At 61.4% G+C, this 13,674-nt stretch carries 14 protein-coding genes; 5 read left to right on the forward strand and 9 right to left on the reverse strand.

Annotated elements, in window-relative coordinates; translation table 11 throughout:
* Positions 1–2 precede the first annotated feature (2 nt).
* The 9 genes from doeA to ehuR all read right to left on the reverse strand — a co-directional run bounded on the left by doeA (position 3) and on the right by ehuR (position 8,589).
* A complete protein-coding gene (gene doeA, locus ASD01_RS06450; RefSeq protein ID WP_034794791.1) occupies positions 3–1,184 on the reverse strand; it encodes an ectoine hydrolase DoeA in 1,182 nt (393 codons plus the stop codon).
* Between the two features lie 34 nt (positions 1,185–1,218).
* Complete coding sequence (gene eutC, locus ASD01_RS06455) at positions 1,219–2,211, reverse strand: ectoine utilization protein EutC (RefSeq protein WP_034794794.1); 993 nt, start codon at positions 2,209–2,211, stop codon at positions 1,219–1,221.
* On the reverse strand, positions 2,208–3,209 hold the full coding sequence (gene eutB, locus ASD01_RS06460; RefSeq protein WP_034794796.1) for a hydroxyectoine utilization dehydratase EutB: 1,002 nt from the start codon (positions 3,207–3,209) through the stop codon (positions 2,208–2,210). The genes eutC and eutB overlap by 4 nt, the downstream gene beginning before the upstream one ends.
* 2 nt (positions 3,210–3,211) lie before the next feature.
* On the reverse strand, positions 3,212–3,988 hold the full coding sequence (eutA, locus tag ASD01_RS06465; protein ID WP_034794799.1) for an ectoine utilization protein EutA: 777 nt from the start codon (positions 3,986–3,988) through the stop codon (positions 3,212–3,214).
* A complete protein-coding gene (gene ehuD, locus ASD01_RS06470) occupies positions 3,988–4,650 on the reverse strand; it encodes an ectoine/hydroxyectoine ABC transporter permease subunit EhuD (RefSeq protein ID WP_034794801.1) in 663 nt (220 codons plus the stop codon). Before ehuD ends, eutA begins: the two co-directional genes overlap by 1 nt.
* 2 nt (positions 4,651–4,652) lie before the next feature.
* The gene (ehuC, locus tag ASD01_RS06475; protein WP_034794803.1) at positions 4,653–5,312 is read right to left on the reverse strand and encodes an ectoine/hydroxyectoine ABC transporter permease subunit EhuC; all 660 of its coding nucleotides are present in this window, start codon (positions 5,310–5,312) and stop codon (positions 4,653–4,655) included.
* 68 nt (positions 5,313–5,380) lie between these two features.
* Positions 5,381–6,223 carry an ectoine/hydroxyectoine ABC transporter substrate-binding protein EhuB gene (gene ehuB, locus ASD01_RS06480; RefSeq protein WP_034794936.1) on the reverse strand — a complete coding sequence of 281 codons (843 nt, stop codon included), beginning with the start codon at positions 6,221–6,223 and terminating at the stop codon, positions 5,381–5,383.
* Positions 6,224–6,295: 72 nt separating this feature from the next.
* Entirely contained in the window at positions 6,296–7,081 is a 786-nt protein-coding gene (gene ehuA, locus ASD01_RS06485; protein ID WP_034794806.1) for an ectoine/hydroxyectoine ABC transporter ATP-binding protein EhuA, read from the reverse strand.
* Between the two features lie 122 nt (positions 7,082–7,203).
* Positions 7,204–8,589 (reverse strand): MocR-like ectoine utilization transcription factor EhuR, encoded by a 1,386-nt coding sequence (gene ehuR / locus ASD01_RS06490; protein WP_082573064.1) that lies wholly within the window; start codon positions 8,587–8,589, stop codon positions 7,204–7,206.
* Between the two features lie 103 nt (positions 8,590–8,692).
* On the opposite strand from ehuR, the gene ASD01_RS06495 reads away from it, so the two are divergent.
* The 5 genes from ASD01_RS06495 (at position 8,693) to ASD01_RS06515 (ending at position 13,661) form a co-directional block, all read left to right on the forward strand.
* Positions 8,693–9,175, forward strand: coding sequence for an Lrp/AsnC family transcriptional regulator (locus ASD01_RS06495; protein WP_034794810.1), 483 nt, complete (start codon positions 8,693–8,695; stop codon positions 9,173–9,175).
* 118 nt (positions 9,176–9,293) lie between these two features.
* The gene (locus ASD01_RS06500) at positions 9,294–10,790 is read left to right on the forward strand and encodes an NAD-dependent succinate-semialdehyde dehydrogenase (RefSeq protein ID WP_034794812.1); all 1,497 of its coding nucleotides are present in this window, start codon (positions 9,294–9,296) and stop codon (positions 10,788–10,790) included.
* Positions 10,791–10,827: 37 nt separating this feature from the next.
* Positions 10,828–12,216 (forward strand): aspartate aminotransferase family protein, encoded by a 1,389-nt coding sequence (locus ASD01_RS06505; RefSeq protein ID WP_034794814.1) that lies wholly within the window; start codon positions 10,828–10,830, stop codon positions 12,214–12,216.
* A gap of 274 nt (positions 12,217–12,490) precedes the next feature.
* Complete coding sequence (locus ASD01_RS06510) at positions 12,491–12,955, forward strand: transposase (RefSeq protein ID WP_034794817.1); 465 nt, start codon at positions 12,491–12,493, stop codon at positions 12,953–12,955.
* A 133-nt stretch (positions 12,956–13,088) separates the two neighbouring features.
* Entirely contained in the window at positions 13,089–13,661 is a 573-nt protein-coding gene (locus ASD01_RS06515; RefSeq protein ID WP_060643680.1) for a hypothetical protein, read from the forward strand.
* The last annotated feature ends 13 nt before the right edge of the window (positions 13,662–13,674 follow it).

The raw sequence follows: 13,674 nt of genomic DNA on the forward strand, positions 1-13,674 counted from the left end.
GCTCAATCCTTCACGAGCAGTTTGCGCGGCACGTTGGCGAGGCACTCGACACCGCTCTCGGTGATCAGGATGCTTTCCGTGGTCTCAAAACCCATGTCCTCGAGCCAGAGGCCCGTCATGAAGTGGAAAGTCATGCCGGGTTTGAGTTCGCTGCGGTCACCTGGACGCAGGCTCATCGTGCGCTCGCCCCAGTCCGGCGGATAGGAAACGCCGATGCCGTAGCCTGTGCGATTGTCCTTCACGATGCCGTACTTCTTCAGCACGGCGAAGAAAGCGTTTGCGATATCCTCGCAGGTATTGCCGGGCCGTGCCTTTTCGAGGCCTGCCTCCATGCCTTCCAGCGTCGCCTTCTCGGCATCGAGGAACGCCTGTGTCGGCTTGCCGAGAAAGACGGTGCGCGACAGCGGCACGTGATAACGGTGGTAGCAGCCGGCAATCTCGAAGAACGTACCTTCGCCTCTCTTCATCGGCCGGTCGTCCCAGGTCAGGTGCGGCGCGGAAGCCTCCACGCCCGAAGGCAACAGCGGCACGATTGCTGGATAATCGCCGCCGATGCCATCGACCCCTCGGGTACCGGCATCGTAAATCTCCGCGACCAGATCGCATTTGCGCATGCCGACCGCGATCTTGTCGAAGATGCGTTCATGCATCTTTTCGACGATCCTTGCGGCGTTGCGCATGTAGCGGATTTCGGCCTCGCTCTTGACCGCGCGCTGCCAGTTGACGAGTGCGGTCGCATCGATGAAACGCGCATTCGGCAGATGCTTCACTAGTGAAGCGAAGGCGGCGGCGGAGAACCAGTAATTGTCCATCTCCACGCCGATCGTCAGCTTGTCGAGGCCCCGTTCGGCGAGCTTGGCCGAGAGGTAATCCATCGGGTGGCGCTCGGTGGACTGCACATAGTGGTCCGGATAGCCGACAATGTTCTCGTGTTTGAGGTAGGCGGTGAATTTGGCGCCGTTGGCATCCTGGCCGCGTCCGTACCAGATGGGCTCGCCCGTCGGCGGCACGACGACGCATTGGTGCACGTAGAAAGACCAGCCGTCATAGCCGGTCAGCCAGTTCATGTTCGACGGATCGCTGACGATCAGCACGTCGATGCCCTTTGCTTCCATCGCTTTTCGCGTTTTTTGAAGACGCGTTTCATACTCCGGAAGTGAGAACTTCAGGTTCGCTTGTTTCATCGGTTTTTCCTCTATACCCGGCGAAAAGCCGGTCTCAACTCTCGAAGATCGTGCCGGCGCCCGCCATTGCCGCGCGGGCGCCAGCAAGCGTAGCTATGGCCGTGTCCTGAATGCCCGTGCCGGTAAGGTCCGCCACGGTGATCTGCTCGGGGCCGCTGCGGCCCGGTTTGCGCCCGGCGACGATCTCGCCGAGTTCGGGGAAGATCGTATCCTCCGTCACGAGGCCCGCTTCGATGGCATGATGCAATTCGCCGAGCCTGCGCGTCTGCTTCAGGCTATCGGCGACATAGAGGCCGGCGGTGGCGACAATGGCGGGTTCGATCTCGTTTTTGTGCTCGGCGTCCGACCCCATGGCCGTGACATGCTGGCCAGGCTGGAGCCATTCGGCCCGAAGCACCGGTGTTTCGGAAGGCGTGGTGGTGACGATGATCTCCGCACCATCGACAGCCGCCCGGCCGTCGGCCTCCGCCCGAACCGGAAAGCCGAGCTTCACCGTCAAGTCCGCAGCGACGGCCTCGGCTTTAGCAGCATCTCTCGCCCAGATGCGCGCTTCGCGGATCGGCCGCACCAGACTTAAGGCCTCAAGCTGCAACCTTGCCTGCATGCCGGCGCCGAAGATGGCGGCAACCGCGGCATCCGAGCGCGAAAGTTGTCGAGCCGCGACCGCGCCGGCCGCCGCTGTGCGCACATCCGTCAGGTAACCGTTGTCGAGGAGGACGGCCTCTACCAGGCCGGTCTTCGCCGAAAGCAGCACCATCAGGCCGTTGGTGCTCTGCAGGCCGATCTTCGGATTATTGAAGAAGCCGGGGCTGATCTTGATGGCGAAACCGTCGAGACCGGGCACGTAAGCCGTCTTAACATCGACCTCACCGCGCTCTTCAGGGATGTCGAGCCTCAGGATCGGCGGCATCGCCACCGCTTTGGTGGCAAGCGCGTGAAACGCTCCTTCGACGCAGGCAATGGCATCGAGATCGAGCGGAACGATACGCCTGAGTTCCGCCTCGGTAAGAATTCTCATCGCCGTCATGCCGCGGTCTCCGCTAGCGGATCGACACCGCCATTGATGACCCGTCGATGCAGGTCCATGTCGACATTGCGGCCGGAGAGGATGACCGCCACCGGCCCCTCCAGCCGGCCAAACCGGCGGGAAAGCAAGGCCGCGATGCCGACGGCCCCTGCCCCCTCGATCACCTCGCGCTCCTGGGAATACGCATGCCGGATACCGGCCGCGATCTCGGCTTCAGACAGCAAGATCACGTCGTCGAGCAGCGCGCGGCACATTTCGAAGGTCACGGCGTTATCAAGGCCGATGCCGCCACCGAGGGAATCGGCAAGGCTTGCCACCTCCTCGACTTGCACCGGCCGCCCTGCGTTAAGGCTCGCCTTCATTGCCGCGCCACGTTCCATCGTAAGGCCGATGACGCGGGTCTTCGGTGACCGCCCTTTCACGGCCGCGGCGACACCGGCCGCAAGCCCACCGCCGGAAAGCGGCACAAAAACCGTCGCCACATCCGGCATTGCCTCGACGATCTCCAGACCGAGCGTGCCCTGCCCGGCAACGACCGTTCGATTATCGAAGGGTGGCACCATGACGAGACCCTCTTCAGCCACCAGCCGATCCACCTCAAGCTGGGCTTCGTCCTGCGATTTGCCGACGATCAGGACATTGGCCCCAAGCCTTCGGATGTCCGACACCTTGTTGTTGGGCACGAGTTTGGACACGCAGATTGTCGCGACTGATCCTTCGGCCTTGGCGGCATGGGCGAGCGCCCGGCCGTGATTGCCGGTCGAGGCGGCGACGACACCCCTCGCCCGCTCTTCCGACGTCAGCGAGAGCACGGCATTCGTGGCGCCGCGGAGCTTGAAGCTGCCTGTCGCCTGGTGGTGCTCAAGCTTCAGGCCGACGGGCACACCGAAGCGTTCGCAAAGCGAAGCGGAAAGCACGAATGGCGTATTCAAGACCCGGCCCTTTATGCGCCGCGCCGCCTGTTCGATATCCGCCACTGTTACGGGAAGGTTCGACATCGCTAGCGGTCCAAATAGGCAAGTGTCATGAGTTGCCCGAGATCCGGCCGTGCCGTCTCATTGCCGCAGAGGCGCAGGCAGGCCCAGGCGGTGGCGAGATTGCTGGTAACGACCGGCTTGCCGATGACGGCCTCGATCTCGGCCGCGACGCCTGCCGCGCGCACCGCCGTACACGATATGAAAAGCGCGTCGCTGTCTGGCGCCGTCGCTTGCTTCGCAAAGGCGACGATTTCGTCCGGAGAAATGCGCGCCATCTCCCGGTCGTCATCAAGACCGAGGCAAGTGAAACGGGCGATGTCGAAGCCAAGCGACACGAAATAGTTAGCCATCGGCTCGCTGGTCTCGATCGTGTAGGGCGTCAGTACGGAAATCCGCTTGGCACCGAACGCCTTGAGGCCAGACGCCGCCGCCGCAGTCGGCGTGACGACGGAAGCACTTGGCTTGGCCGCATGGACCGCCGCCTTGACTTGCGCGTCGCCGATGACGACGGACGCGGAGGTGCAGGAATACATGACGATGTCTAGAGGTTCGTCCGGCAGGATCAGTGCGGCCGCTGATGTCAGCGAGGGCTGCATGGCGCGCAAGTTCTCCGGCGTCACCGGGTTCGCGTAGGGAATGCGCGTCGCATAGACGCCAATCTGCTCGCTTGCAACCATGCGATGGAAGTCCACTTCCGTGGTGTGGTCGGTCGCAAGGATGATCAGGCCGATGCGCTTGTCGAGCGGACGCTCATCCAGCTTCGGCATGCGCGAGGAAAGTGTAAGATCGACCGCTCGCATCAGCGCTCCTCCACTTGGGCGTATCGTTCTTCCAGCCAGCGCAGGAAGACGACGGAGATCAGGCTCATGATCAGGAAGAAGACCCCGACCAGCGTCATCGGCTCGATGTAGCGATAGCTGCTGTTGGCCACGCTTTTCGCCTGGTTCATCAGTTCGAGCACTGTGATGGCGGAAAGGAGCGGTGTCTCCTTGAACATGGCGATCAGATAGTTGGCCAGCGCCGGGATCATCGGCGGGATCGCCTGTGGCAGGATGACGTGGACCCAGGTCTGGCGGCCGGTGAGGTTCGTCGCCTTGGCCGCCTCCCATTGGCCGCGCGGCACGTTCTCGATACCGGCGCGGTAGACCTCCGCCGCATAGGTGCCATAGTGGAGCCCAAGGCCGATGATGCCGGCGAGCATTGCCGGCAGGCGAACGCCAATATCCGGCAACACGAAGAAGATGAAGTAGAGCTGGACCAGGAGCGGCGTGCCGCGAATGAACTCCACGATGAAGCCCGTGACCTTCGCAATCGGCTTAGGCGCGGTCATGCGCAGGATGGCAAAGACGAGGCCGATGATGGCAGCGAGTGCCGCGCCGAAAACGGTTGCCAATATGGTGATCTTCAGACCCTCAAGCAGGGTCGGCATGATTTCCCAAACGAAATTCCAGTCCCATTCCATCGTCAGGTCCTCACGCCATCAAGGCCGCGTGTTACCCGGCGTTCCAGCCAGCGCATGCCGTTGGAGATGGCGAGTGCCATCAGGAAGTAGAGCACGAGTATCGTTGCGAAAGGAACGAGCGTGCTGCCGGTCTGGGCGCGGACCACCTGGGCCTGAAAGGTCATGTCGGTGAGCGAGATCAGCGACACGACGGCCGTACCCTTCAAGAGCTCGATCGCGTTGTTGCAGAAGGTCGGAAGCATCAGCGGCAGGGCCTGCGGAAGGACAACGTAACGCATCGACTGATAGCGCGAGAGATTGAGCGCTATGCAGGCCTCGCGTTGCTCGCGGCCGATCGCTTTGACCGCGCCGCGCACGACCTCCGCCCCATAAGCTCCCACGTTCAGTCCCAGCGCCAGTACGCCGGCCTGAAGCGGCGACAAGGTGACGCCGGCGAATGGCAGCACGAAGTAGACCCAGAACAGCTGGACGAAGATCGACGTGCCGCGGAAAAACTCGATATAGGTGGTGGCAAGCGCGCGAACCACGAAAATGCGGCTGACGCGCCCAAGACCCGCGACGAATGCCATGACGAGCGCGAGCAATGAGCCGAGCACGGTAAGCTCAAGCGTCACGAGCGCGCCTTCAAGGATCAGCCCTATGTAGCCGGACCAGTCGGTCATCGTTCTTCCATATACGAGGGAGCGTACTGCCTCTCCCCGGTTTGGGAAGAGGCCCGATTGCTGCGGCCTTACTTTGCGGCGCAGAGCTTTTCGCGGGTCGTCGACATCGCGGCCGCGGCAGAGAAGCCATAGGGTTCGATGATCTTGGCAAACTCGCCCGACTGCTTGAGCTTTGCGAGTTCCACGTCGAAGGCATCGCGCAAGGCTTCCTCGCCCTTCTTGAAGGCCGCGCCGTCGCAATAGACCGGCGCGCCTTCAACCGGCGCCACGACTTCGACACTGGGGTCGTTCGCCTTGGCGACAAGAGCGTTGATGGAAAGCACCGGCAGCGAATAGACGTCGATACGGCCGTCCTGCAGCATCTTCAGGCCGCTCTGGCCATCCGGAACGACAATGACACGATCGCGCGGGACGCCGGCTTCGAGCGCGAGCTTTTCTTCCGTACCGCCACCTGGCGCGCCGATCTTGGCGTCCGGGTTGTCGGCGATATCCTTGTAGCTCTTGAGCTTCAGCGGGTTGCCCTTTTTCAGCGCGAAGGCTTCGGCGTCACAAAGGATCGGTTCTGAATAGGCAACCGCGTTGCAACGTTCCGGCTTCATGAAGAGGCCGGCAGTGATGACATCATGACGGCCGGCCTGAAGACCCGGGATCATCGCGCCATATTCCGAGATCGAGGCGACGATGTCTTCGACACCGAGGCGCTTGAAGACCTCACGCGCGACGTCCGGAGCTGCGCCAGAAACTTTGCCGTCGGCGGCAACTGCCGTGAAGGGCGGTTCGTTGGCGATGGCGACACGGGCGAAACCCTGTTCCTTCAGTTCCTCAAGCTTGCCGTCGGCCCAGGCTGGCGCTGCGGCAACCATTGCCGTGAGGGCGCCCGCGCTGGCGGTTATGGTCAAATAGGTTCTCATGCTCATAGTTGCGAACTCCTCTGGCTGTCCCGGGTTTTTGTTTGGAGCCTTGTTTCCGGGCGGCAAAGCCGCTCAGACGCGGTGCCCTGCCGCGATGATCTTGCGCAGGAAGGTCTGCGTGCGTTCCTGCTTGGGCGTGCGGAAAATCTCGTCCGGCTTGCCCTCCTCGACGATCTTGCCGCGGTCGAAAAAGAGAATGCGATCGGCAAAATCATGGGCGAAACCCATCTCATGCGTGACGAGCAGCATGGTCATGTCTGTTTCGACCGCAAGCTTGCGCATGACATTCAGCACTTCTTCGACCAGTTCCGGGTCGAGTGCCGAGGTCACCTCGTCAAACAGCATGATCTTTGGCGAAAGAGCCAGCGCCCGGGCGATCGCAACGCGCTGCTTCTGTCCGCCGGACAATTGCGCGGGCATGCTCTTTGCCTTGTCGGCCATGCCCACCATGTCGAGAAGCTCCATCGCCCGCTTCTCCGCCGCGGCCTTCGCCATGCCTTTCGTCAGCATCGGCGCGAGCGTGACATTGTCGAGCACGCATTTGTGCGGGAAGAGATTGAAGTGCTGGAAGACCATGCCGATCTTCTCGCGCATCTTGTGCAGATGGCGGTCGTCGGCCGGCGCGAGGCTGCCGTTCTTCGGCATATGATATAGCTGGTCGCCGTCGACCTCGATATGGCCGCCGCTGATCGCCTCCAATGTCATGAGAATGCGCAGGATCGTTGTCTTGCCCGATCCGGAGGGACCGATAAGCGCCAGCTTTTCACCCGGCAGCACGTCCATCGACAAACCGTCGAGTACGGTCAAGGGACCGTAGCGTTTGGTGATGTTGTCGATGCGGATGATCGGCGCTGCCATGCATGTCTCTCCCTATTGAGACAAGTGATGGAGCAACGATGCGCGGCAAACAAAATCATGTCAATGTCAATAATAATATCAGTACAATTATTCTGACATCGCCCATTTGCAAGGCAGTTCACTCAAATCGCGAGCAACAGCGCTTCTGGATTTCCGCTGGCGAGTGAGGCGAGAATGCCAAGTCCGGTGCGCAATTCCTGCTCGGTGGTCGAGCCGAGCGAAATGCGCACCGCCGGCTGCCAACCCTGGTCGGCCGTGCGGAACGAAGAGCCGGGCGCAATAGCGACACCGCGCAGACGCGCCTGGGATACGAACCCTTCCTCCGCATGCCCTTCCGGTAAGGGTAGCCACACATGCAGGCTCTGCGGATGGCTATAATAGGGCAAGCCCGCAAGCGCATCCTCGGCGATCGCGTGACGTACGCCAAGTGCCCGGCGCTGCCAATTGACGAGTTCCATCGCCGTGCCGTCGCTGACCCAAAGTGTTGCGATCTCGGCGATTGAAGGCGTCGCCATCCAGTTGGAGACGAGATGGCGGTTGGCAACCGCTGCGACATAGCGATCCGGAGCGGCAAGATAGCCGATGCGCAGGCCCGGTACCGTGATCTTTGTGAAGCTGGTGACGTAGAGGGTACGCTCCGGCGCATAGGCCGCAATCGGCGGTGCCCGACCTTCCACAAGCGGCCCCAGGATGTCGTTCTCGATGATCGCGATATCGTGGCGTCGTGCAACCTCGGCAAGCGCCTGCCGGCGCTCGGGCCCCATCAACGCCGCGGTCGGATTGATCACCGAGGGCTGGAGAAAGACGGCGCGGATCACGCCGGTGCGGCAAGCTTCATCCAACGCCTCGGGGATCATGCCTTCGCGATCGATCGGCAAGCCCTCGAGATGAAGGCCAAGGTAGCTGGAAAGCGGCACGAGCGTGTGGTGGCTGATCGCCTCGGTCGCAACGGTCGAGCCCGGCGGAGCGACGCTCATCAGCGCCACTGTCATGCCTGAGGTTGCGCCATTCGTCAGACTGATATTGAGGGGTGATACATCGAGACCGCACTGCGACAGCCACTCGGCCGCGACGGTGCGATGGCGCGGGAAAACCATATTCGGCCGGAAGGAAAGCGCCGAACTTGACGGCAGGTTCTCCGCCAGCCACCCGAAGGCTGCGCGCATGCGCTCCAGATGGAGTTGCTCGCACACGGGCTTCAGGATCGAGAGATCCACCAGTTCGCCAAGACGCTCCGGCAGGTAGGGTGGCTCAGGTTCCTTCGGCCTTGTCTGCACGAAGGAACCGCGACCAATCTCTCCGGAAATGAGCCCTCGTCGGATCAGTTCGTCATAGGCGCGGCTGACGGTTTGCACGGAAAGTTTCAGGTCGTCGGCGAGCTTGCGATGCGGCAGCAGGCGCGTCCCGTTCGGCAGATGCCCTTCCTGGATGGCGCGGGCGATCTGCTCGGCGAGGGAGAGATAGGCCGGCCGGCGCAACTGGGATATGTCGGGTCGCCAATTTGTCATGATTTCGACAGTGCTCAAAATCAGTTCAATTGACAATGCCAAAATGGTTTCCCATTGTCTTTTCCTCCGCTTTGACACGATCCCCGCCCGGAGGGCGCCCCGAATGAAACTCGACGCCATCGACCTGCGTATCCTGGAGGCGATCCAGCAGAACGGACGCATCACCAAGCTGGCGCTGGCGGAACGGGCGGGTCTATCACCAACGCCCTGCTGGCTGCGCCTGCGCAAGCTGGAAAGGGCCGGCATCGTCACGGGATATCACGCGCGTGTTGCGGTGCGACGCGTTGCGCCTGTTGCCAGCGTGATGATGGAGGTGACGCTCGCCAATCATCGGCAGGTGGATTTCGAACGCTTCGAACGGGCTGTCGCGACAACGCCCGAGATCGTGGCCTGCTGGTCGGTCGGCGGTGGCGTCGATTACATCCTGAAGATCGTGGCGCGCGATATCGATGCGTACCAGCGCCTTGTCGACAGCCTGCTTGACCGTGAGCTCGGCATCGACCGCTACTTCACCTACATCGTCACCAAGACGGTGAAGGAGGAGACCGTGCTTCCACTCGAGACGTTGCTTCCCCCTTCCGAATAGAGAGATTGTCTACGGCCGGGCCAATCTTTAGCCAAAGTCTCTGACGCCCACCCCGGCAATGGACAATCTGTCCCTCGCCCTCTGGCAGACTCCCTCCAGACACCAAGAGGAGGCTGCCATGACCGCCGTATTTGCCCGCACGACCTTTCACGACGCGCTTGCCCGCCTTGCCGATCCGCACCTCTTAAGGGAGCTCTCCTATGTCGGTGGGCGCTGGATTGCTAGCCGCGACGGCGCAGGCTTCAAGGTGACGGACCCTGCCTCGTCGGCGACGCTTGCCTGGGTCGCAGCCCTTGGTGCCGATGAGGCCGCAGAAGCCATCTCGGCGGCGAGTGACGCACTGCCCGCCTGGCGCAGCATGCTGCCGCAGCAGCGTTCCGCTATTCTTCGCAAGTGGCACGACCTGATACTGGAGGCGCGCGAGGACCTTGCGCTCTTGATGACGCTGGAACAGGGCAAACCACTCGCCGAATCGCGCGGTGAAATCGACTACGCGGCCTCCTTCGTCGAATGGTACGCGGAGGAAGGAAAGCGGCTGAATGCGGAAAGCGTCACCAGCCATCTGCCCGGAGCCGAAATGATCGTGCGGCGCGAGGCGCTGGGTGTCGTCGGGATCGTGACGCCGTGGAACTTCCCCTCAGCCATGATCACCCGGAAGGCCGCAGCTGCCCTTGCCGCCGGCTGCACGGTCGTTGCGCATCCCTCCAGCGAAACGCCGCTTTCAGCGCTCGCCCTTGCCGAACTTGGCGAGCGGGCTGGGCTTCCCGCGGGTGTCTTCAATGTGGTGACCGGCGATGCCGCCACGATCGTCGGCCGCATGAATGCCGATCCGCGTATTCGCGCCATGAGCTTCACCGGCTCGACGCAGATCGGCAAGCTGATTGCGGGCCAGTGCGCTGACACCATGAAGCGGATGGTGATGGAGCTCGGTGGCCATGCACCATTGATCGTCTTTGCCGATGCCGACATCGAGAAGGCTGCCGACATCGCAATGGCGGCGAAGTTCGCCACATCCGGGCAGGATTGCCTCGCCGCCAACCGCATTTATGTCGAGCGCCCTGCACTTGCGGACTTCACGCGGGCGTTCAAGGCTCGCATCGAAGCGCTGAAGGTTGCCTCGGGCCTCGAACCAGACGCCGAGATCGGCCCCCTGATGCACGAGCGTGCCATCGCCAAGGTGGAAGAACAGGTCGCCGATGCGCTGAAGCGCGGCGCAAAGCTGCTGGCGGGCGGCAAGCGCCACAAGACAGGCGCTCTGTTCTTCGAGCCGACCCTTTTGACGGATGTACCGGACGATGCGCTGATCATGCGTGAGGAGACCTTCGGCCCGGTTGCCGCGGTCACCGCCTTCGACAGCGAGACCGAAGTAGTCGCCCGGGCAAACGACACCGAGTACGGCCTCGTCGCCTATGTCGTCACCGAAAACGGAGCGCGCCAGATGCGTCTTGCACGGGCTTTGGAGTACGGGATGGTCGCGATCAATCGGGTGAAAATCACCGGTGGACCGATCCCCTTCGGCGGCTGGAAACAGTCGGGCCTTGGCCGCGAAGGCTCCCGCCACGGCATCGAGGCCTTCACCGAACTCAAATATCTCTGCATCGATACGGCCGCCTGACCGCAGGCGCCACATTTCATACGCGAAAGGAAAGACCATGCTCGAAAAAAGCAACGAACTCAGCGCCTGGGACCGTGATCACTTCTTCCACCCCTCCACGCATATGGGCATGCATGCGCGTGGTGAAACACCGACCCGGGTGATCGGCGGCGGCGAAGGTGTGTATATTACCGACACCAGCGGCAGGACGAGCCTTGATGCCTTTGCTGGCCTTTATTGCGTCAATGTGGGCTACGGCCGGCAGAAGATCGCAGACGCGATCGCCGAGCAGGCGAAGAACCTTGCTTATTATCACGCCTATGTCGGCCACGGTACGGAAGCGTCGATCACGCTTTCCAAGATGATCATCGATCGTGCGCCGGCGGGCATGAGCCGCGTCTATTTCGGTCTTTCAGGCTCCGATGCCAACGAGACCAACATCAAGCTGATCTGGTACTACAACAACATCCTTGGCCGGCCGGAAAAGAAGAAGATCATCTCCCGCTGGCGCGGCTATCACGGCTCCGGCGTCATGACGGGCTCCCTGACCGGCTTGCATCTATTCCACAACGCCTTTGACCTGCCGCGCGCGCCGATCCTGCACACCGAAGCACCCTACTTCTTCCGACGCCCCGATCGCTCGATGGATGAAGAGCAGTTCTCGCAATATTGCGCCGACAAGCTCGAGGAGATGATCCTTGCGGAAGGACCGGAGACGATCGCCGCCCTCATCGGCGAGCCGATCCTCGGTACTGGCGGCATCGTGCCGCCGCCGAAGGGCTACTGGCAGAAGGTCCAGGCTGTGCTCGAAAAATACGACATCCTGCTCGTCGCAGACGAGGTGGTGACCGGCTTCGGCCGCCTCGGCACCATGTTCGGATCGGACCACTACGGCATGAAGCCCGACCTCATCACCATTGCCAAGGGTCTGACCTCGGCCTACGCGCCGCTTTCCGGCACGATCGTATCGGATAAGATGTGGCAGGTGCTGGTGCAAGGATCTGACGAACTGGGCGCGATCGGCCATGGCTGGACCTATTCCGCCCATCCGATCTGTGCGGCCGCGGGGGTCGCCAACCTCGAACTGATCGACGAGTTGGGCCTGGTTGAAAATGCCGACAGCACGGGCGCTTATTTCCGCTCCGAATTGACGAAGGCACTCGCTGACCACAGACATGTGGGCGAAATACGTGGCGATGGCCTGATGGCCGCAATTGAGTTCGTCGAGGATAAGGACGACCGGGTATTTTTCGATCCGGCAAAGAAGATCGGCCCGCAAGTTGCGGCTGCCCTGCTTGAGCGCGGCGTCATCGGGCGGGCCATGCCGCAAGGTGATATCCTCGGCTTTGCGCCACCGCTTTGCCTCACAAAGGATGAGGCCAATGTTGTGGTGAAAGCGGCGGTCGAGGCCGTCACATCTGTCCTTGGCAAAGCAAAGGCAAGATGAGTGCAGATGCCAATACACGCAATTTGAACCTTGTTGTCGATGGGGAAGTGCTACGCCGCCCCATCGACAACCGTTGAGCCAGCAGTGCAATGGAAGCCCTATTGGCGAACGCCGATCTCGACCCTCGGGTCTAACGTCGAGCTGTTCCGGCATGGAAAACATCTAGCCAATCCGTATACCCTATTGGATCGGCACCAAAAATCGACCGGCAAGTAATGTTGACTCTGGTCTTCACTCGGTTGAAAAAAGGGCGACCATAAAAAAGGGATCACTCATGCCTGACGAAAACACGACGCCAACCACCCTGGTTGCGGAGGACGCAACGACTGTGCACACACCCGAGCGAGCAAAGCGAAGCGCGACGAAGCGTCAGAAAGCGGCTGGGGAAACCACACGGGCGACTTCGAAGGCAACAGCATCAACGCAACCCACCAAGTCCCGTAAGTTCAGCGAACAAGATAAACTCGAGAAGCTGAGGCAGATCGGGGCCCAGGTCGCAGACGGCACGAGCACGATCAAAGATGCGATTAAAAGCGCAGGAATATCCGAGCAGACCTACTATAACTGGAAGGGTAGCTTAAAGGCGGATGATAAGACGAGCAAAAAGCCCGCGTCGGCCAGCGACGAGTTCGCCGAACTGGTGAAGCTAGACGACGAGAACCAGAAGCTGCGAAAACTCCTGGCGGAAAAACTGCGCACTGAGAATGCCGACCTGCGCAAGAGGCTTGGCATAGATTGAGGCCCGGAGAAGCCACGCGCTGAGCGCTGTGGCTCCACCGCTCCTTTGGCGGGCGGCTGAGATGCGAGGTTGCACCCGACGTTGTGCAGCCGATCATGCCGCAGCACGTCGATCTACATTGGGTTCAAACTATATGAAAACGCCACAACGCAGGTTCGTTCTTGAGTTCAAGTCCGGCCGCCGTCAGCCAAAAGTGCAAGCGGGTTCGATCTGGGGCAACACAGATCTCAAGACCCTTGCGCGCGAGGTTGAAAACGAAGCGGCTCATCTGTTCGGCCGTCAAGAATTGAATGCCGACGGCGGCATTGATCCCGCCTCTGATGCTCATGTCCCGAGTTTTGTTGACGAACCGGCCGTGATCACGGCGCCCGAGCCGGCGAATGAGGTGGCTGACCAGGTCGCTGCGGCGCATTTAATTTCCAATGTCGCTGATGAAGCTCGCGAGACCGCAATCGGCCCGCTCACTGTCGCCAGGACCCGCGGTTTACCGAAACGCGCCAGCGGGAAGCATCCTCCCCGCCCCTCCCCGAGGACCGCTTCGGAACCTACAGAGCAACAGTCGGATCTGGAGTCGAGATTGGCGCCAACGATGGTCTTGGAAGAGTTGGTTTCACTTGATGCGGAAAACAGCCGCCTCCGAAAACTGCTGGGGGAACAACTCCGTGCGCAGAACGTAACTCTCAAGAAGATGCTGGAACGGTTTTAGTTTCCGCTCCTTC

Origin of the sequence: Ensifer sp. Root423 (assembly GCF_001426275.1) — a bacterium.
Classification (GTDB): Bacteria; Pseudomonadota; Alphaproteobacteria; order Rhizobiales; family Rhizobiaceae; genus Ensifer; species Ensifer adhaerens.